Origin of the sequence: Methylobacterium aerolatum (assembly GCF_022179085.1) — a bacterium.
Taxonomy (GTDB): Bacteria; Pseudomonadota; Alphaproteobacteria; order Rhizobiales; family Beijerinckiaceae; genus Methylobacterium; species Methylobacterium aerolatum.
This window is the reverse complement of the sequence record NZ_BPQE01000021.1, coordinates 67624-86683: the sequence shown is the minus strand read 5'-3', so window position 1 is coordinate 86683 and position 19060 is coordinate 67624. Positions and strand designations below refer to the sequence as shown.

Here is a 19060-nt window from a genome sequence, read left to right as displayed (position 1 = left end):
GCCGCCCTCAGTACCAATCGTGGTGGCCGTGGTGGGACCGCCCGTAGCCGTAGCCGTAGCCGGGATGGTGGCGGTGGCGGCCGTGGCCCCAATGGTGGCCGTGGTGACGGTGGTGGTGACCCCAGTGATGGTGGTGGTGATGCCGGTGGTGGTGGTGGCCCCAGCCGTGGTGGCGCGGACCGTGGTCGTACCACTGGGCGGAGGCCGCGCCGGGCAGGAGGACGAGGGCGGCGGCGACGAGGCCGGCGAGACGAAGCTTCATGGGGATACCCTTTCGGAATGCCATGGGGCCATCATCGCCGCCGCGCCTTGAACCGGCTCTGACCTCGCCGTGCAGCACCTGTACAGGTTGTAACCCCGACGTTTCTCGCGCCTACCAGCTCGCCAGCACCGTGCTGCCGAAGGTCTTCTCGATGAAGGCGCGGGTCTCTGGGGTCTGGTAGCTTTCCACCAGGGCCTTCACCCAGGGCTGGTCCTTGTCCGCCTCGCGCACGGCGATGACGTTGGCGTAGGGGCCCTTCGGATCCTCCTTGAGGATCGCGTCGGAGGGCTTGAAGCCGGCCGGGGTGGCGTAGTTGCCGTTGATCGCCGCCGCATCGACGTCGTCGAGGGAGCGGGCCGTGAGGGCCGCCTCCACCTCGATGATGCGGAGCTTCCTGGGGTTGCCGACGATGTCGGCGACGCTCGGCTTGAGGCCGATGCCGGGCTTCAGGGTGATGATGCCCTTGTCCTGCAGGAGCAACAGGGCGCGCCCGCCGTTGGTCGGGTCGTTCGGGATCGCCAGGGTGCCGCCGGTGGGGACGGCATCGAAGCTCTTGTGCTTCTTCGAGTAGATCCCGAGGGGGAAGTTCACCGTGGTGGCGACGCTCACGATCTTGTAGCCGCGATCCGCCTTCTGGTTGTCGAGGTAGGGCTGGTGCTGGAAGGAGTTCGCCTCCAACTCGCCGGAGGCCAGGGCCTCGTTCGGGATCACGTAGTCCGAGAACTCGACGATCTGGAGGTCGAGACCCTTCTTGGCCGCCACGGGCTTCACCGCTTCGAGGATCTGCGCGTGCGGCCCCGGCGTGGCGCCAATGCGCACGCGCTTGAGCGGATCGGCCTGAGCCGGGACGGTGAGGGCGAGGAGGGCGGCGAGCGTCAGGGCGCGCAGCATGGGAGTCGGTCCGTTCGTTGGAGGGCTGAAGGGGAGGGGGAATCAGGCCCGGCGGATCCGCCGGTTGACGCGGCGGGCCAGGGTCTCGCCGAGGCTTTGCACGACCTGCACGAGCACGATCAGCACCACGACGACGGTGAGCATCATGTCGGGCCGGAAGCGCTGGTAGCCGTAGCGGATGCCGAGGTCGCCGAGGCCGCCCCCGCCCACCGCCCCGACCATCGCCGAGTAGCCGATGAGCGAGACGACCGCGAGGGTCAGCCCGAGGAGGATGCCGGGCAGGGCCTCGGGCACCAGCACCTTGAGCACGATTTGGAGGGGGCTCGCCCCGAAGGCGCGGGCCGCCTCCACGAGGCCCTGATCGACCTCGCGGATCGCCGCCTCCACCAGGCGGGCGATGAACGGCGTCGCGGCCACGGTCAGCGGCACGGTGGCGGCATTGGTGCCGATGGAGGTGCCCGCGATCAGCCGCGTGAAGGGGATGATCGCCACCACGAGGATGATGAAGGGCGTGGAGCGGGTGGCGTTGACCACGAAGCCCAGCGCCGCGTTGACCGCCGGCGCGGACAACAGTTCGCCCCGGCGGCTCGTGGCGAGGAACACGCCCAGCGGCAAACCGAACAGGGTCCCCAGCACGGCCGCAATCGCCACCATGACGAGGGTGTCGCCCGTCGCCTTGAGGACGAGGTCGATGATTTCAGGCGACATGGGACTCCTCCCCGCGCTGCGTCAGGTAGCCCAGTTCCTCCGTTTCCACGCCGCTCGCCGCGAGGAAGGCGCGGGCGCGGGCCAGCACGTCCGGCCCCGGGGACAGGGAGACGGTGAGCGCGCCGAAGGGCTCGCCGCCGATCTCATCGACGGCGCCCGCAAGGATCGCGGCTTCGATGCCGGTCTCGCGGGCGAGGCGGGCGATGATCGCCGCGTCGGAGCCGGGACCGCGGAACACGAGGCGCAGCACCGGGGCGGCGCCGGGCGTGGGGTTGGGTGCGAGGCGCGCGGCAAGGCCCGGCGGCAGGCCGTGCCCGGCCTCTCCCGCGAGCAGGCTGCGGGTGATCTCGGCCCGCGGCCGGGTGAAGACCTCATAGACCGGCCCGCCCTCCACGATGCGGCCGCCCTCGATCACCGCCACCTCGTCCGCCACGGCCCGGATCACCGACATCTCGTGGGTGATGAGGACGATGGTGAGCCCGAGCTCGCGGTTGATGCGCTTGAGGAGCGCCAGGATCGCCCGGGTGGTCTCGGGGTCCAGCGCCGAGGTCGCCTCGTCGGAGAGCAGCACGTCGGGCTTCGTGGCGAGCGCCCGGGCGATGCCGACCCGCTGCTTCTGCCCGCCCGAGAGTTCCGCCGGGTAGCGGTGGGCGCGGTCCTCCAGCCCGACCAGGGCGAGGAGGTCGGCGACGCGGGCGCGGATCGCCTCCTTCGTCCACCCCGCGATCTCCAGGGGCAGGGCGACGTTGTCGGCGGCGGTGCGCGAAGACAGCAGGTTGAAGTGCTGGAAGATCATGCCGACGCGGGCCCGCACCTGGCGCAGGGCCCGCTCGTCGAGGGCGGAGACCTCCGCGCCACCCACCAGGACGCGCCCCGCGCTCGGCCGCTCCAGCCCGTTGATCAGCCGGATGAGCGTGGACTTGCCCGCGCCCGAGCGGCCGATCACCCCGAGGATCGACCCCCGCGGCACGGACAGGTCGATCCCGGACAGGGCCGCCACCGGGGCGGAGCCGCCCCGGGCCGGATACGCCTTCGAGACGCCCTCGAAACGGATCAGCGGTGCCGGGTCGGCATCATCGGTCGGGGACGGGCGAACCGGCACACGGGGCTCCTTGGACCGGAGCGTCGCGGCCATCCGGCATCCAGCGGGGAGGGAAAGAAGGCGACGGTATCGCGTCTGCCCTGCGGGCGGGTCAATGAAAGGAGCCCGCAAAATTATCAAGTCTGCGAGAGAAATATTCTCTAATGAGCGCAATTTGGAGCAAGAATTTTTAAGGCGTCTGCACAGTGCGCTTCCGTCTCGCTCTCATCCTCAGAGTCCGGCCGGGAAGCCGGTTTTCCCACACTCAGCCTCATCCTGAGGTGCCCGGCTCGCCGGGCCTCGAAGGAGGGCTCCAGGGATCGCAGCGCTCTCTGGATCCCTCCTTCGAGGCGGCTTCGCCGCACCTCAGTGTCTGGCCGGAAAGGTCGTCGCCCCTCCGTCTTTGCGAGCGGAGCGAAGCAATCCAGGGATGCGCCACCGTCGGAAACGGCCCGTTTCCCTGGATTGCTTCGCTCCGCTCGCAAAGACGAGGAGGGCTTCCTGGGCCGCCAGAACCTTCTCGGCCAGTCTCTCGGGATGAGGGCGCGGTGGGGACAAGGGCTGACTGTCCGGCCAGACACTCAGGATGAGGGGGGTGAGGGCGTAAGGGTCAGCCTCGGCGGAAGGCGAGCGCCTCGGGATGGCTTCCCTTTTCGCCATGACGGCGAGGTCGGCGGCCTCTGCGGTCACGGACCCAGGCCGAGGGCGAGCCTGGGAAGAGTTTTGTGACGCGGGCCCGCCGCGGGAGCCCATCCTCATTGCGGCGGGGGATGCATTTGGCAGCACATTCTTGCGGTTCGCCGGTAGAGTTTCATCGTCGGCAGCGAGTTCGACGGTATCAACCACGGAGGATCGATCGATGACTGATCTTGGGCAAGTGGCCAAGTCGATGTCGTGTTGTCGTTGCCTCCATTCCAGCCAGGAGACCCATTCATCGAGACAACGGATACGAAAGGCCCACTGCCATGCAGCCCCACGATAGCGCCCCGAGCCACGACCTCGCGCCCCTGACGCCGCGCGCCGCGTACCGCCCCCGGACCCCGCGCGCCCATGCCCGCTACGAGGAGGCCGCCCTGGCCAGCGCCTACGAGGATGGCCTGATGCCGGACGAGGTGCTCGGCATCCTGGCGGGCCGGAAAGTCGCGGAAGCCTTCCCCGTGCGCTGGGGCGAGAGTCCCGAGGCCTATGCCTCCCGGGCGGTCTCGGAGATGTTCGTCTCCTATCTCCAGTAGCGCCGCGCCCCCGGCCCTCCCTCCTGACGCCCCATGCCGCCCCCGGCCGCGCCGCCACCGCGGCCGGGGCCCCTCGGTCACGGCTGATCGCCGGCCCGTTGGTCCGCGCCTTGCTGGAACAGCCCGTCATGCACCTCCCGCTCCTCCGCCGGGCCGGTTCGGCCTGGGCTCCTTCGCTCCTCGCCTCGCTCGCACTGGCCGCCCTGGCAGCCATGGTGCTTCCGTCGGTTCCCCTGCGGTCCGGGACGTCCTGCCAAGCCGCCGCGGAGCCCGCCGCCGCGGAGCCCGCCGCCGCGGCGGCGATCGCCCTCGGGGCCCTGACGCACCGCGCCGCGCTCACGGTGCCGCCCGCCCCGGCGGATCGCGTCGGGCCGCGCGCATCCGGCGACGGTGAGCGTCCGGCGCGCCTGACCCTGGCACCGGGCGGCCGGGACCTGATCCTGGCGGGCGATCTCACGGAGGGCGTGGCCGCCAGGGTGGCGGCGATGCTCGCGGCCCATCCCCGCGTGACGCGCCTGCACCTCGACAGCGACGGCGGGCTCGTGGACGAGGCGACCGCCATCGGGCGGCTCGTGGCGGCGCGGGGCCTCTCCACCTACGTGCCCGACGCCTGCGCCTCCGCCTGCACCCTGATCTTCGCGCAGGGCCGCAGGCGCTACCTCGGACCCGACGGGCGCCTCGGCTTCCACGCCCCCTACGATGTCGATGAGGACGGAGGCGTGCACGCCGTCGATCCGGCGCCGGAGCGGGCGGCCTACCGCGCCGCCGGCCTTCCCGCCGCCTTCGTGGCGCGGGCGCTGAAGGTCGCCCCGGCCGAGATCTGGATTCCCACCACCGCCGAGCTGCGTGCGGCCCATGTGGTCACGGAGGTGGTGGCGCGGGACCGCTTCCCCGCCGTGCCGGGCGCCCTGGCCGGGGCAAACCCGGTGCGCGTCGCGGCGGCGGGCTGCGACGGGGCCTGCCCGCCGGCCCACCCGATAGGGCGATAGGCACCCCGTCGTCGCGCGCGGGGGCGGGGAGAAGGCGAAGGAAGTCGGGGATAAACCCCGCCTCACCTCACCGATGCCGCAATCGCCACGCTTCACTCCGCGCACGCGGACGCCGAAGGGCGGTCCGCCGGGAGAGGCCGAAGCTTGTCCGCCAGGCCGCAGGGCGGCACCGCCCCGATACGGGGACGGACCGGGGCGCAGGCCGACGAACTCTCCCTCCGGACGAGGACAGGGACGTCGCAGACCATGAAGACGGTGACCGGAGCAGCCCCATCCCGGCGCGGGACGTTCGATCGCCGGACCTTCCTGTTCGGCTCTGCAGCGGGCCTCGCCGCGCTGGAACTCGGCGGCTGCAACACCGCCGACACGATGCGCCTCGCCGACGCGCAGGCGCTCTATGGGCCGATGCCGAACGAGAAGTTCGCGATCCCCGCCGTCAACGTCGCCAAGCTCGATCCGAAGTATTACCGCCGCACCGTCCGCTACGACACCAAGGAAGCGCCGGGCACGATCGTCGTCGATCCGAAGAACTACTACGTCTACCACATCGAGGAGGGTGGCTCGGCCACCCGCTACGGCGCGAACGTGGGGCGCGACGGCTTCCTGTGGAGCGGGGACGCCTATGTCGGCCGCAAGTCCGAGTGGGCGACCTGGACCCCGCCGGCGGAGATGATCCGCCGCCAGCCCGAGGCCGCGAAATACGCCCGCGGGATGCCGGGCGGCCTCGAAAACCCCCTCGGGGCCCGCACCCTGCATCTCTACCAGAACGGGAAATACACCCTCTACACGATCTACGCGTCGAGCGACCCGGAGACGATCGGCAACGGCATCACCAGCGGCTGCGTCGGCCTGCTGAGCCAGGACATGATCCATCTCTACGAGCGCACCCCGGTCAAGACCAAGGTGGTCGTGCTGCCGGCCTGACGCCCGCCCCGCTACCGGGCCATCCACCCGGCCTCGGCCATCGCCTGCCGCCACCCGCCGAGGAGGCCGGCGGCGGGGGCTGCACCGGGAGTCTCGATCGCCACCGTCGCCGTGCGGCCCGACACCAGCAGGCGGCGGTCGGCCCCCGCGTCGAGCTTGATCCGCACGGGGATGCGCTGGGCGAGCCGCACCCAGGCGAAGGTCGGGTTGACGTTGGCGAGCAGGGTCGACCCGGCGGAGCGCTCCCGGTCCTCGATCCCCGCCGCGATGCTCTCGACCCGGCCGCCGAGCGCCGTGCCCTCGCCCATCAGGCGGATGCTGGCCCTGTCGCCCACATGGATGCGCGGCAGCTTGGTCTCCTCGAAATAGCCCTCCACGCGCAGCGTGTCGCCGTCGACCAGGGCCATCACGCCCTTGCCGGTGTTGACGTAGTGGCCGGGGCGCAACTCCATGTTGGTGATCCGCCCGTTGACCGAAGCCCGCACCTCGGACCGGGCGAGGTTGAGCTTGGCGAGGTCGCGATCCGCCACCGCTTGGTCATAGGCCGCCTTGGCGGCGAGGTCGGCGGCGCGGGCCAGTTCCACCTTCTGCTGGGAGACGGCGGCATCGCTCAACTTGCTGTAGCGCTGGTAGTCCGCCGCCGCCTGCTCCGCATTGGCGCGCTTGCCCTCGACCATGGCTTCGGCCTGCCTCAGGGCGAGGGTGAAGCGCTCGGGATCGATCTTGAACAGCACGTCGCCGCGCTTCACCGCCTGGTTGTCCTCCACGAGGACATCGGTGACGAGGCCCGACACGTCGGGGGCGACCTCCACCACGTCGGCGCGGACCCGGCCGTCGCGGGTCCAGGGCGCGTTCATGGAATAGTCCCAGAGGCCGTGGCCGACCGCGAGGGCGGCGATCACCATGGCGGCGGTGACGGCGAGGCGGAGGAACGGGGCGAGGAACCGGGTCATGGCGAAGGATCCCGAGGGTCAGGATGTCAGGGATTGCGTGAGGGAGACGACGGCGCCGAGCAGCAGGACGTAGAGCGCGAGGTCGAAGAGCGGCCGGTGCCAGACCGCGCGATAGGCGCCGAGCCGCGCCAGCACCCGCCGCACGGCGAGGCTGAGGAGGAAGGCGGCGAGCATCCAGACCCCGAGGGCCGGGATGAAGACGCCGCCGATGTCGAATTCGCCGGTCATGCCGCCTGCGCCGTGATGGGGGGAGCCGCCGGGCGGCCGGGATAGGGGGAGGCGTCCGGGCACAGGCCCCGGCGCAGGCCGACGAGGCCCATCAGCGCGGCGTCGTGGCCGGGCGCGCACGGGTCGGCGCCGACGGCGTCGAGGGCGCGGTCGATCCGCGCGAGGAGGTCGGCGGCCGGCCGTGCCGCCCCGCTCTCCGCATGGCGCGCCACCGCCGCGAGCAGGGTCTCGACCGCCTCCCGCGCCGGGGGCGTGAGCCGCCGCCGGTCGCGGCGCAACTCCACCACGTTGATGCCGACCCGCACCTCGGCGATCAGGTCCGCCGTCGCGGCGGCGTCCTCCGGCGGCAGGGCCGCAAGGCGGGGGGCGATGAGCCCGACGCGGTCGAGCATGAGGGCGGCGAGTTCGAGCCCGCTTCCGGCCCCGTGGCCCGCGGCGGCCAGGGCGAGGCTGCGACGGTTGACGCGGTGGAGACGCCGGGCCGACCAGCCCGCCCCGACCGAGCGGACGAGGCGCGTCGTCACCGCCGCCACCCACATGCCGCCGACGACGGCCACGGCGGAGTTCGCGAAGGCGGCGAAATCCCCGGTGTAGCTGCTTTGGAGGGCGATCAGCGCCGAGCCATTGACCGCCGCGCCCATGGCCAGCGGCGCGGCCTTCGGCTGGGTCATGCCGAGTCCGCACAGGATCAGGCCCGGCGCCAGGGCGAGGGCGAGCATCTCGAAGCTCGTGGCCTGGGGCAGGATCGCGAACAGGTAGAGGCCGGAGCCGACGGCGCCGAGGATGGCGGAGTTGGCAAAGCCGAGGATCGAGGGCGCGGGGTCGTCCTGAGCCGCGAAGAAGCAGCACCCCACCGCCGCCATCATCGGCGCCCCCGCCCCATCCGGCCAGCCGGTGGCGATCCAGATGCCGCAGGTGACGAGGATCACGAGGAAGACCGAGGCAGCCGACAGCAGCGCCATGCCGTGGTCGCGGTGCCGGATCCTGCGCGCCTTCGCCGTGTAGCGGAAGGAGAGGGGGCCGCGCAGGGGGCGGCCCTCCACGAGGTGCCGCCGCAGCACGCGGATGTCCTGGCGCAGGTCGATCAGGTCGCCGAGCCGGGCGGCGAGGCTCGCGAGGACGAGGTCCCGCCAGGGCTCCCGTGGCACGCCGCCCGGATCCGGGCGGAGCGCCTCGGCCTTGGCCCGGAGCCGGGCCGCCTCCGCCGGGTCGGCGGTGCCGGAGGCGATCCAGGCGGCGACCTCGTCGAGGAGCGCGCCGACCTGGGGCGGCAGTCCGCCGTCCCGTTCGAGCACCGCGATCCGGTCGGCTGCGGCCGAGACGATGGGCAACACCATCAGCATGTGCTGGCGCAGAATCGCCATGGCGACGGCCGCGCGTTCCGCCCCCGTCCCGTCGTAGCGCAGGGGCGTGGCCAGGGCGTCGAAGGCGATGGCGTCGGAGGCGAGGCGCAGGGCTCCGGAGGCCAGCGCCGGGCGCCCGGCCCCCGCCCGCCCCGTCGCGGCGGCGGCCCAGCTGCGGGCGTCCCGCAGCCACAGGTCCAGGCGTTCCGCGATCAGCGGCGCGACCGAGCGCGGCAGCACGAGCGTGTTCACGAGGCTGGCGCACAGGATACCGAGGGTGATCTCCTCGGCGCGGGCGACGGCGGTGTCGAACATCGTGCCCGGCTCGCCCACCGCCGGGAAGCCGATCAGCGCGGCGGTATAGCCCGCGAGCATCATCAGGTAGCCCCGCGGGGTCCGGTCGAGGAGCGACACGTAGAGGCAGAGGGCGACCCAGAGGGCGATCGCCAGGGTCAGGAGCTCGGGCACGTTCACGAGGTTCGGCACCATGACGACGCTCACGGCGGCGCCGAGCAGCGTGCCGAGGACCCGGTACAGGGCCTTCGACCGGGTGGCCCCCGCCAGCGTCTGGCTCGTGATGAAGACGGTGCCGAGGGCCCAGTACGGGCGCGGCAGGTCGATCCAGAGGGCGAGGTAGAGCGCCAGCATCGCGGCGGCGAAGGTCTTCAGCGCGAAGGCCCAGTCGCGCCAGCCAGGGAGGGTCACGGCGTCGCCTCCCCGGTCGCATGGCGGCGGTCGTGGTCCTGGATGGCCCGGAACACCCGCAGGCTGGCCTCCAGGTCGGCGGTGCTCACGCTGCCGAACACCGCCTCCCGCAGGGTATCGAGGTCGGCCTCCATGGCCGTCACCACCGCCCGGCCGGCGGGCGTCAGGCTCAGCACCTTGGCGCGCCGGTCGGTGGGGTCCTCCTTGCGCAGGACGAAGCCCTGGGCACCGAGCTGGTCGAGGAGGCGCACGAGGGATGGGCCCTCGATCCCCACCGCCTCGGCCAGGGTGGTCTGGCGGGGCTCGCCGCCGTGACGGCCGATCAGCAGCAGGGGCAGGGCGGTGGCATCGGACAGGCCGTAGGCCTCTGCCACGGCGTTGGCCGCGCGCCGGTACTGGCGCCCCGCGACGAGCAGGGTGTGGGTGAAGCCCTGACGGAGGCGGGCAAGATCCTCGCTCATCGGACCCATCGCGGTCGGAGGTCCGGCCCGCCGGCGATGACGGGCCGCGCGCCGGGGCAATCCCGTCGCCTGCTTATAGATAGTAAGCTATCAGTTTTGATGCAAGCGATGCATGGGAGGATCCCGGCGCGGCTTTCCCGGCTCGTCGGTCCTGGCGAGGCAGGGGCGAGGCGGGGCCTTAGGCCCGCTACACGAGGACCGGCCCGGGGGCCCGGAACCGGGCGAAGCGGCGGGCCAGGACGGGCAGGACCGCGAGGTTGAGGAGCGTCGAACTCGCGAGCCCGCCGAGGATCACGATGGCCATCGGCCCCTCGATCTCGCGGCCGGGTTCGCCCGCCCCGAGGGCCAGCGGCAGGAGCCCGAGGCCGGTCACGAGGGAGGTCATCAGGATCGGCACCACCCGGTCGGCGGCCCCGTCGATGGCGGCCTGCGTGTCCCAGAGCCGACCCTCGACCAGCACCAGATGCTCGTAATGGGCGACCAGCATGATGGTGTTGCGGAGCGAAATCCCGAACAGGGTCACGAACCCGACGATCGCCCCCAGGGACACCACGCCCCCGGTCGCCGCGACGGCGAGGATGCCGCCGATGACGGCGAAGGGCGTGTTGACGAGGACGAGGGCGAGGTTGGCCACCGAGCCCGTGACCAGGGCGAGCAGCAACACGACGCCGAGACCCGCGAGGCCCGCATAGACCGTGAGGTCCCGGCGGGCCCTGGCCTGGGCCTCGGCGGCGCCGCCGAAGCCGACGAAGACCCCCGGCGGCAGCTTCACCTCGCGGGCGATCTTGCGCTTCACCGCCTCGGTGAAGGAGGCGAGGTCGCGGCCCGCCACGTTGGTCGTCACCACCCGCACCCGCTGCGCGCCGAGGTGCCCGACGGCGTAGCGCCCGGTGGTCTCGTAGACGTCGGCCACGTGCGACAGGCGGATGTAGCTGCCCCCGGGGGTGCGCAGCGGCAGGTCGCCGAGGCGGGACGGCCGGGCGCCGGGGGAGGGGGCGAGCGCCACCACGACGTTGAACACGGCGTTGCCCTCGTAGGACTGACCCACCGTGTCGCCCTGGTAGGCGGTGCGCACCAGTTCGAGCACCTCGATGGCGTCGAGCCCCCAATGGCGCAGGTCGCCTGGACGAAGAGAGACGTTGATCTGCGGCAGCCCCGCCGGGGCGCGGAGCTGGATGTCGGCGGCGCCGCGCACCTCCGCGAGTTCCTTGGCCACCTCCCGGGCGGCGGCGTCGATCGCGTCGAGGTCGGCGCCGTAGACGCTGATCACCACCGGCGCCGTGAAACCGGAAACCACCTCCTCGATCCGCTCGGTCAGGAAGGTCTTGAGCGAGAAGGTCGCCCCCGGCGTCGCCGCCATCAGGGCGCGGATCCCGGCCTCCGCCCGCTCCTGGGCCTCGCCGTCGAGGCCCGGGGCGAGGTCGATGTGGATCTCGCTCTCGTGGGTGCCGCCGAGGTCGTAGCCGGCCTCCGCCCGTCCGACCTGCTGGGCGACGGCGCGCACGCCGGGAATCGCCTTGAGGGCACTCGTCAGGTGCCCGCCGAGGCGCAGGGTCTCCGTCAGCGAGGTGCCCGGCGCCGCGGCGGTGTGGAGGATGTAGTGCCCCTCCTTCAGGTCGGGCAGGAACGTCCCGCCGAGGAAGGCCGCGGGCGCGAGCCCGGCGAGGACGGCGAGGAGGCCGCCGGCCATCGTCACGAAGGGGTGGCGCACGAGGCGCCGGAGCAGCCCGGCATAGACCCCGCGCACCGCCCGCGTGACCGGCGGCTCCCTCGCGGGCAGGCTCCGGCGCCCGGCGAGCAGCAGGCGCGCCAGGGCCGGCGTCACCGTCAGCGCGACGGCGAGCGAGGCCAGCACCGCCAGGATGTAGGCCAGCGCCAGCGGGCCGAAGAGACGCCCCGGCACGCCGGTGAGCGCCAGCACCGGCAGGAAGACGAGCAGCACCGCGAAGGTGGCGTAGGCCACCGAGACCCGCACCTCCAGGATCGCGGCGAAGACCACGCGGGCCTCACCGGCCGGGGCGGGCAGGCGCCGGTTCTCGCGCAGGCGGCGCATGACGTTCTCGACGCCGATCACCGCGTCGTCGACCACCTCGCCGATGGCGATGGCGAGCCCGCCCAGCGTCATGGTGTTGAGGCTCTGACCGAACAGGCCGAGCACGAGGACGGCGCCCAGCAGCGAGAGGGGAATCGCCGTGGCGCTCACGAGCGCCGTGCGCCAGTCGAACAGGAACAGCAGCAGCACCACCACCACGAGGACGCCGCCCAGCGCCAGCGCCTGCACCACGTTGCCGGTGGCCTGCGCGACGAAGGCAGCGGGGCGGAAGAGGTCGGCCCGCAGGGTGATGCCGTCGCGGGCGAGCCCGGGTCGCAACTCGTTGAGGGCCGCATCGACGCCCTCTGTCACCGTCACGGTGTTGGCGCCGAACTGGGCGCCGACCATCAGCAGCACGCCCGGTTGCCCATCCACGAGCGCGGCGCTGATCGCGGGCTCGGGCGCGTTCGTCACGTCGGCCACGTCGCCGATCACGAGGCTCGCCCCGCCCTCGTTGACGAGGACCGTCCGGGCCACCGCCTCGGGCGTCAGGGCCTGACCCTCGGTCTGGAGGGTGATGCGCTGGTTGGGCGTATCGATGAAGCCCGCGCCGCGCACCCCGGTCGCCTTCCGCCCGGCCGTCAGCACGTCGTTGAGGCCGATTCGGTAGCGGATGAGGTCCTGCGGACGGACCTGGATGCGGATCGAGCGGACGTCGCCGCCATAGACCAGCACCTCGCCCACGCCGGGGGCCGCCAGCAGGCGCAGGCGCACGCGCCAGTCCGCCACGGTGCGCAGGTCCATGGCCGAGCGCGTGGCGGAGGTCAGCCCGATCAGCAGGACGGAACTGGTGGAGGAGGTAAGCGCCGTCATCGCCGGGGGGCCGGCGCCCTGGGGCAGGCGGCCCGCGACGCCGGCGAGCCGTTCGTTGACGAGTTGCCGCGCCCGGAGGATGTCGCTGCCGGGCCCGAAGGTCGCGGTCACGACCGAGAGCCCCTGGATGGAGTTCGAGCGCAGGGTGCCGAGCCCCGGCAGGCCGCTGATCGCGCCCTCCACGGCCTGGGTGACCAGCACCTCGACCTGTTCGGGGTTCAGGCCGGGCGCCTCGGTCTGCACGCTCACGGTGGGCGGCGCGAATTCCGGGAAGACGTCGTACCGGGCCGCGCCGAGGGCGAGGATGGCGTAGGCCGCCAGCGCCAGCGCCAGGGCGAGCACGATCCCCGGCCGCCTCACACTGAAGCCGACGAGCCACGCCTGGGGCCCGGAGGGGGGCGCCTCCGCGCGGTGTCCGGCGTCCCCTGCACCGGGGCCGTCTGGCTGCTGGGATCCGGTCACGGGGCGCTCAGTCGTCGTCCGCGTCGCCGACGGCTTGGGTCTGGCCCTTCAGCTCCTCGGAGAGCAGGGCCTGCGCGCCGGTGACGACGATGTCGCTGTCCTCGCCGAGGTCGTCGATGACCGGGCGGTCGGCGGAGGTGGCGGCCTCGGCCTTCACCGGGTGGCGGGCGAAGGCGTCGGGGCCGAGGGCGCGGTAGACCCAGGCGCCGCCCTGCCAGTGCACCACCGCGCTCTCCGGCACCGCCACGCCGACCGCCCGTCGGGGCGAGGTGAGGAAGGCCTGGACGCTCATGCCCGGCAACAGGCCGCTGTCGCCGGCCACGAGGTAGAAGTAGCTGAGGCCCTGGATGCGCTGGTCCGTGCGGGTCGCGGGCGAAACGAGGCGCATCGCCACCCGCTCGCTCTGCGGCGGCACCTCGGCGAAGGCGGCGACGGGAGCCTCCTTGAGGAACTCGCCCGGCGGCAGGGTCACCTGCACGAGGAGGTCGGTGCGCTCGATCAGCCGGGTGGCGAGGGGCGCGCGCTCCACGATGGCGCGGCCGAGCGTCGGGCCCCATTCCTGCTGCGCCGTGGCCGCCAGGGTGCGGAGCTGCGACTCGGCGGCCATCACCGCCGCCTCGTCCGTGTGGGCGCTGCCCTCGGCGGTTTCGAGCTGCGCCGCCGCGATGCCCGCCGGGCCGAGCGTCCGCGCCCGCTTCACGGCGCTGGCGGAGACCTCGGCCCGCGCCTTGGCGGTCTTGAGGGCGGCCACGGCCCCGGCATAGCTGTTGGTGAGGTCGGTGATCCGGGCGAGGTCGAGGACGCTGCCATAGGCCTGGATCTCGACGGCGTGGGGCTTGTTCGGCAGGTGGGCCGTGGCCACGCCGATGCGGGCGCGCTCCGCCTCGGTCAGCCGGACCACTGCCCGCCCGCCCTCCTGGGTAACGCGCCCCGGCGAGGGGCCGGCCGCCCGGCCGGATCCCGGCATCGACAGGGCAACGAGCAGTGCCGTCCCCCAGGCTGCCCGCCGCATTCCGTCCCCCGGCCCCGCTCCGCCCCGCAGCCCTCCTGATGCCCGGTCTCGCCGCCGGGGTCCAGCGGGGCCGGGGCGGCGCGGGCTTCAGGACCGCGGCGTGAAGAGCAGGACGACCCCGCCCGAGCCGGGCGAGGTGCCGTCGTGCCGGCGCGCGGGCCGGCCGAAGGTGTCGGCCCAGGCCAGGGAGATCACCTCCGCGAGGCTGCGCTCGGCGGCGTCTCCACGGGAGAGCCTCGCGGCCCGGCGCTTGGCCGCGCCGATCCAGCGGACGATCTTGTGGCCTTGCCGGACGCCTGGCCTGTCTCCCGGCCGCTCCCCCCGCCAGTCCACAGGCGGTCGGCCGATCTCCGGCCGGCGACGGAGCGAACGGGATGGAGGGGATCTGTCCGACGTCACGGGCCGTGGTCTCCCTGGCAGAATTTCTGCCATTGGTAGCGCCGGTGCGGCGGCCGCCGCATCACCCGTTTGGGGGATGCGCGCCGTGACGGGGCGAGGTGTTCACTCCCGGTTTGGGAGGGCTCTGTCCCTCCGGCAATCGGAGAGCGGACGCTGCTGGAAGGCGGCGATGGCCCGCACCGTCCGGCCGGGTCCGGCATCGAGGCTCAGGCAGGCGCAGCCGTAGCCGTAGGAGCCGGAATTGGTCACGATCCAGTCGCGCACGGTCAGGTCGGGCAGGGTGTCGAGGCCCCGCGCATGGGGGCCTCCCTGCGTCCCGAGGGTCCAGTCCCCGTCACGGTCGGTGAAGAACCAGTTGCCGGGGGTCGGGTTGGCGAGCCAGCCGCAGCGGGTCGCCGCGCCCGCCGCCATCGTCGAAGCCAGCACGAGCGCGGCGGCGCAGACCGGGCGGAGGATCACGGGCGAACTCCCTGGCGCGAGGCGGGGGGACCGGCGGACCTACGGCAGCACCCAGAGGCACGGGCCGGAGGGCTGGGTGAGGCATTCGTAGGGTGCGCCGCCGACCACCGCCCGGCGCTCGGTGGTGCCGATCGCCTTCCGGGAGACGAGGCGGCACCCCGGCTGGGAGGCGATCTCGGCCACGGCCTTCTCCCTGTTGTCCCCCGCGGCGGCGGCGAGGCGGCGCAGGTCGATCAGGCTGTCGCAGGCGGGGACGGACTCGTCGGCGGCGGGCCGGCCCGGCTGCTGCGCGGCGGCCGGACCCACGACGAGGCACAGGAGGGCGGCGAGATGACCAGGGCGCATGGCGAATTCCGCTGCAGGGGGGATGGCCGGGCCACAGACCCGCCGTTCGGGCCGGGGAGATGGATCGCCGCCGCCGCGCGGCAAGGGAGAGGGCAAGGAAGAGGGCGAGGGTGACGGAGGGTGGCAGTGGCGCCGGACGGGTGAGGCACGGACGAGGGCTGTATGCGGCGTCCTCCCGCGCGTATCGTCCCGCCGGGGCGCGCGTATGGGCCTGGGGAGTGGGCGATGGCAGAGCAGGATCGACCGGTCAGCCGTTTTCCGGTCCCGAGGCTCGCGGACCTTCCCGGGGACATCCGCCAGCGGATCGAGGCGGTGCAGGAGAAATCGGGCTTCGTGCCCAACGTCTTCCTCGCCCTGGCCCACCGCCCGGAGGAGTTCCGGGCCTTCTTCGCCTACCACGACGCCCTGATGGACAAGCCCGGCGGCCTCACCAAGGCGGAGCGCGAGATGATCGTGGTGGCGACCTCCGCCGCCAACCAGTGCCAGTATTGCGTGATCGCCCACGGCGCGATCCTTCGCATCCGCGCGAAGAACCCCCTCATCGCGGACCAGATCGCGGCGAACTACCGGAAGGCCGATATCACGCCGCGGCAGAGGGCGATGCTCGACTTCGCCATGAAGGTCAGCCAAGCCGCCCACCTCACCGGGGACGCGGACATGGCGGCCCTCGACGCGCACGGTTTCACGCCCGACGACATCTGGGACATCGCCGGGATCGCCGCCTTCTTCGGCCTGTCCAATCGGCTGGCCAACGTCACGAACATGCGCGCGAACCCCGAATTCTACGCCATGGGACGCGGCTGAGCGACTTCCGCGTGGAGGGCGCCGAGGACGGTAAATCCCGCGTTTTGCGGTGGGAATGCATTCAAAATGCGCGATTTCAGCGGCGAAACCTCACTTCTGTCTAACAGAATACATTCCACGCTCCGGGCCTCCCGGATCCTCGCGAGGCCCCCGGAGACACCGCTCCGCGCGGTTTGGTGGCAAACCGAGACGGCCACGCTCCGGATTGACCGACTTTCGCGACCGATAACGTAATCGTGAGGACGCGGTGACCAGAAAACCGTGCCGCGGTGACGGCGATCAATCCAAGCGTAAGCATTGTCATCGAGATTTCGCGGAAACTGCACCGGACGGAATCCCGCGCGGCGGCCCGTCCGGCACTCCCGCGACGGTCCGGTCATGCGCCCCACCCTGTCCCTCAAGGCGTCCCTCGCGGCCGCCTTCGGCTTCCTCGCCCTGATCTGCGCAGGCCAGGGCGTCCTCTCGCTCGCCAAGCTCGGGGGCATCCGCCACGCGGTGAGCGAGGTGGCGGCGAACTGGCTGCCCTCCGTGGTCGTCCTCAACGACATCCGGGCCGCCGCGACGGACGTGCGCATCAAGCAGTTGCGGATGACCGGCCTCACGACGCCCGCCACCGTCGCGGCCGACGAAAAGGAGTTGGCGGCGGCCATCGGCAAGCTCCAGGGGCTGCGCAAGACCTACGAGCCGCTGATCTCCTCACCGGAGGAGCGGCGGCTCTACGAGGCGTTCGGCGAGGCTTGGGCGCGCTACGAGGCCATCGGCCGCGAGGCCATGGCCATGGCCGTGCAGGGGCAGAACCGCGAGGCCCTTGCCCTGATGGGGCAGCGGGAGACCGTCGCGGTCTTCAACGAGATCCGGGAGGCCATCCTCCGGGACGTCGCCCTCAACCAGACCGGCGCGCAGCGGGAGGCGGACCTCGCGCTGGCGGGCGCCGACGCGGCCTCGCTCGCGGCGACCGTCGCCATCGCCCTGTCGCTGCTCGCCGCCTGCGCCGCCGGCCTGTTCGGGCTCTTGCGCATCTCCCGTCCCATCGCGGTCATGACCGGCGCGATGCACGGCCTCGCGGCGGGCGACGCGGCCTCCGAGATTCCCTTCCGGCAGCGCCGGGACGAGATCGGGACGATGGCGGCGGCGGTGCAGGTGTTCAAGGACAACCTCATCCGCACCCGCGCCCTGGAGGCCGAGACCGCGCAGGCGCGCCTCGCGGCCGAGGAACAGCGCAAGGCGGGGATGCGCCAGATGGCGGACGGGTTCGAGGCGGCGGTGGGGGGCATCGTGGCCATGGTCTCGTCCTCGGCTACCGAGTTGCAGGCGACGGCCCAGCAGATGAGTTCGGCCGCATCGGAGACGGCGGTGCAATCCACCGCCGTGGCGGCGGCGGCGGAGGAGGCGGCCTCCAACGTCGGCACCGTGGCGGCGGCGGCGGAGGAACTCGGCGCCTCGGTGCAGGAGATCGGCCGACAGGTCCGGGGCTCGGCCAGCCTCGCGCAGGCGGCGGTGGGCGAGGCCGACCAGACGGCGGCCCTGGTCCAGGCCCTGCGCCAGACCTCGGCCCGGATCGGCGACATGGTCGGCCTGGTCTCGCAGATCGCCAGCCAGACCAACCTCCTTGCCCTCAACGCCACCATCGAGGCGGCCCGGGCCGGGGAGGCGGGCCGCGGCTTCGCCGTGGTGGCCGCCGAGGTGAAGGAACTCGCCAACCAGACCGCCCGGGCGACGGGCGACATCGCCGGGCAGATCGGGGAGATCCAGGGGGTCACCGATCAGGCGGTGTCGGCGATCGGGGTCATCAGCGACCGCATTCGCGAGATCAACACGGTGGCGACCTCGATCGCCGCCGCGGTGGAGCAGCAGGGCGCGGCGACCCAGGAGATCGTGCGCAACGTCTCCCAGGCGTCCACCGGCACCACGGAGGTGACGAGCAACATCGTGGTCGTCGCCCGCGCCTCGGAGGATACGGGGGCGGCGGCCGGTCAGGTCCTGTCGGCCTCGGGCGAACTGTCCCGCCAGTCGGAGTACCTCTCCTCCGAGGTCGCCCGGTTCCTCGCCACCGTCCGCGCCGCCTGAGCCCGAGCGGGGCGGCGCTGGAGGGCGAGCAGCCCCGCCGACCAGACCAGCGAGACGAGGAGCGCGGTCGCCAGGGCGGCGGGCGCGCCCCACCGCTCGATCGACAGGTGCAGGGTCAGCAGCGTCAGGCCGAAGCCGAAGACGCCGCGGATCGTCATGGCCGCCATCCGGGCCATGGCCGCGCCCCCGAGGCGGCGGTGCAGGATCACGAAGGCGCTCGTCAGCGTCACGGGATAGGCGGCGATCACCCCCGTCCGCGCCGGTCCGAGGATCGCGCTGACGGCCAGGACGCCGGAGACGAAAAGGGCCACGGCGGCGGCCCGAAGGAGCAGGTCCCGGGGGCGCGGGCGCGCCACGGCGGCGGCGGGGGCGAGGACGCTGCGGGCCGAGGGCCGCACGAGAGCCATCCCGACACCGTAGACGGCGACGTTCAGGAGGAACGCCGTGAGCGGTGTCCACGTCACCGCTGCGATGGGCAGGGCGGCGGCGAGCCACGCCAGCACCGCCGGGCCGAAGGAGCGCAGCAGGCTCCGGTCCGTGGCCAGCCGGGCATAGGTGAGGAGCAGGAGCCCGGTGGCGGCGTTCGCCGCGAAGCCGTTGAGGGCCGCCCCGGCGACGAACCCGGTCTCGTGCTCCAGCGCCATGAAGACGTAGACCGGCCCTGCCGTCACCGGCAGGCTGATCACCAGGGCGCCCCAGAGCGGGCCGAGCACCTCCGCCAGGACGGAGGCGAGCACGACGACGGTGGCCGCCGTCAGCGCCCGGACGAGCGAGGCCACCACCAGGGCCGACATGCTGGATCTCCGCCGGACACGCCGGGATGCGGATGG

Annotated in this window: 19 protein-coding genes; 5 read left to right on the top strand and 14 right to left on the bottom strand. The window is 72.8% G+C overall.

The window, feature by feature from the left end; genetic code table 11:
• Window positions 1-7 precede the first annotated feature (7 nt).
• The 4 genes from MFF06_RS15015 to MFF06_RS15000 all read right to left on the bottom strand — a co-directional run bounded on the left by MFF06_RS15015 (window position 8) and on the right by MFF06_RS15000 (window position 2996).
• Entirely contained in the window at window positions 8-262 is a 255-nt protein-coding gene (locus MFF06_RS15015) for a hypothetical protein (protein WP_238205285.1), read from the bottom strand.
• 111 nt (window positions 263-373) lie between these two features.
• A complete protein-coding gene (locus MFF06_RS15010) occupies window positions 374-1153 on the bottom strand; it encodes a MetQ/NlpA family ABC transporter substrate-binding protein (RefSeq protein WP_238205282.1) in 780 nt (259 codons plus the stop codon).
• A 42-nt stretch (window positions 1154-1195) separates the two neighbouring features.
• Window positions 1196-1861 carry a methionine ABC transporter permease gene (locus tag MFF06_RS15005; protein ID WP_238205281.1) on the bottom strand — a complete coding sequence of 222 codons (666 nt, stop codon included), beginning with the start codon at window positions 1859-1861 and terminating at the stop codon, window positions 1196-1198.
• The gene (locus tag MFF06_RS15000; RefSeq protein ID WP_238205279.1) at window positions 1851-2996 is read right to left on the bottom strand and encodes a methionine ABC transporter ATP-binding protein; all 1146 of its coding nucleotides are present in this window, start codon (window positions 2994-2996) and stop codon (window positions 1851-1853) included. Before MFF06_RS15000 ends, MFF06_RS15005 begins: the two co-directional genes overlap by 11 nt.
• Before the next feature lie 911 nt (window positions 2997-3907).
• Here MFF06_RS15000 and MFF06_RS14995 point away from each other — a divergent pair.
• The 3 genes from MFF06_RS14995 (at window position 3908) to MFF06_RS14985 (ending at window position 6087) form a co-directional block, all read left to right on the top strand.
• On the top strand, window positions 3908-4174 hold the full coding sequence (locus tag MFF06_RS14995; protein ID WP_238205277.1) for a hypothetical protein: 267 nt from the start codon (window positions 3908-3910) through the stop codon (window positions 4172-4174).
• 128 nt (window positions 4175-4302) lie between these two features.
• Complete coding sequence (locus tag MFF06_RS14990; protein WP_238205275.1) at window positions 4303-5163, top strand: COG3904 family protein; 861 nt, start codon at window positions 4303-4305, stop codon at window positions 5161-5163.
• Window positions 5164-5409: 246 nt separating this feature from the next.
• Window positions 5410-6087 carry a L,D-transpeptidase gene (locus MFF06_RS14985; RefSeq protein WP_238205273.1) on the top strand — a complete coding sequence of 226 codons (678 nt, stop codon included), beginning with the start codon at window positions 5410-5412 and terminating at the stop codon, window positions 6085-6087.
• Window positions 6088-6098: 11 nt separating this feature from the next.
• Here MFF06_RS14985 and MFF06_RS14980 read toward each other — a convergent pair whose 3' ends face one another.
• The 9 genes from MFF06_RS14980 to MFF06_RS14940 all read right to left on the bottom strand — a co-directional run bounded on the left by MFF06_RS14980 (window position 6099) and on the right by MFF06_RS14940 (window position 15359).
• On the bottom strand, window positions 6099-7040 hold the full coding sequence (locus tag MFF06_RS14980; RefSeq protein WP_238205271.1) for an efflux RND transporter periplasmic adaptor subunit: 942 nt from the start codon (window positions 7038-7040) through the stop codon (window positions 6099-6101).
• Between the two features lie 18 nt (window positions 7041-7058).
• On the bottom strand, window positions 7059-7268 hold the full coding sequence (locus tag MFF06_RS14975; protein WP_238205270.1) for a DUF1656 domain-containing protein: 210 nt from the start codon (window positions 7266-7268) through the stop codon (window positions 7059-7061).
• Window positions 7265-9316, bottom strand: a complete 2052-nt coding sequence (locus MFF06_RS14970) for an FUSC family protein (RefSeq protein ID WP_238205267.1) — start codon at window positions 9314-9316, stop codon at window positions 7265-7267. Before MFF06_RS14970 ends, MFF06_RS14975 begins: the two co-directional genes overlap by 4 nt.
• The gene (locus MFF06_RS14965; protein ID WP_238205266.1) at window positions 9313-9777 is read right to left on the bottom strand and encodes a MarR family winged helix-turn-helix transcriptional regulator; all 465 of its coding nucleotides are present in this window, start codon (window positions 9775-9777) and stop codon (window positions 9313-9315) included. The genes MFF06_RS14970 and MFF06_RS14965 overlap by 4 nt, the downstream gene beginning before the upstream one ends.
• Window positions 9778-9964: 187 nt before the next feature.
• The gene (locus MFF06_RS14960) at window positions 9965-13042 is read right to left on the bottom strand and encodes an efflux RND transporter permease subunit (protein ID WP_238205380.1); all 3078 of its coding nucleotides are present in this window, start codon (window positions 13040-13042) and stop codon (window positions 9965-9967) included.
• 109 nt (window positions 13043-13151) lie between these two features.
• Window positions 13152-14111: an efflux RND transporter periplasmic adaptor subunit gene (locus MFF06_RS14955; protein ID WP_238205378.1), complete on the bottom strand. Its 960-nt coding sequence runs from the start codon at window positions 14109-14111 to the stop codon at window positions 13152-13154.
• A 132-nt stretch (window positions 14112-14243) separates the two neighbouring features.
• On the bottom strand, window positions 14244-14489 hold the full coding sequence (locus tag MFF06_RS14950) for a hypothetical protein (RefSeq protein WP_238205265.1): 246 nt from the start codon (window positions 14487-14489) through the stop codon (window positions 14244-14246).
• A 168-nt stretch (window positions 14490-14657) separates the two neighbouring features.
• Window positions 14658-15014 (bottom strand): DUF4087 domain-containing protein, encoded by a 357-nt coding sequence (locus MFF06_RS14945; protein ID WP_238205264.1) that lies wholly within the window; start codon window positions 15012-15014, stop codon window positions 14658-14660.
• 39 nt (window positions 15015-15053) lie between these two features.
• Window positions 15054-15359 (bottom strand): hypothetical protein, encoded by a 306-nt coding sequence (locus MFF06_RS14940; protein ID WP_238205263.1) that lies wholly within the window; start codon window positions 15357-15359, stop codon window positions 15054-15056.
• A gap of 225 nt (window positions 15360-15584) precedes the next feature.
• On the opposite strand from MFF06_RS14940, the gene MFF06_RS14935 reads away from it, so the two are divergent.
• The gene (locus MFF06_RS14935; RefSeq protein WP_238205259.1) at window positions 15585-16163 is read left to right on the top strand and encodes a peroxidase-related enzyme; all 579 of its coding nucleotides are present in this window, start codon (window positions 15585-15587) and stop codon (window positions 16161-16163) included.
• Window positions 16164-16541: 378 nt separating this feature from the next.
• Entirely contained in the window at window positions 16542-18230 is a 1689-nt protein-coding gene (locus MFF06_RS14930; RefSeq protein WP_238205258.1) for a methyl-accepting chemotaxis protein, read from the top strand.
• Here MFF06_RS14930 and MFF06_RS14925 read toward each other — a convergent pair.
• Complete coding sequence (locus MFF06_RS14925) at window positions 18137-19024, bottom strand: hypothetical protein (protein ID WP_238205257.1); 888 nt, start codon at window positions 19022-19024, stop codon at window positions 18137-18139. The genes MFF06_RS14930 and MFF06_RS14925 overlap by 94 nt on opposite strands.
• Window positions 19025-19060: the final 36 nt, after the last annotated feature.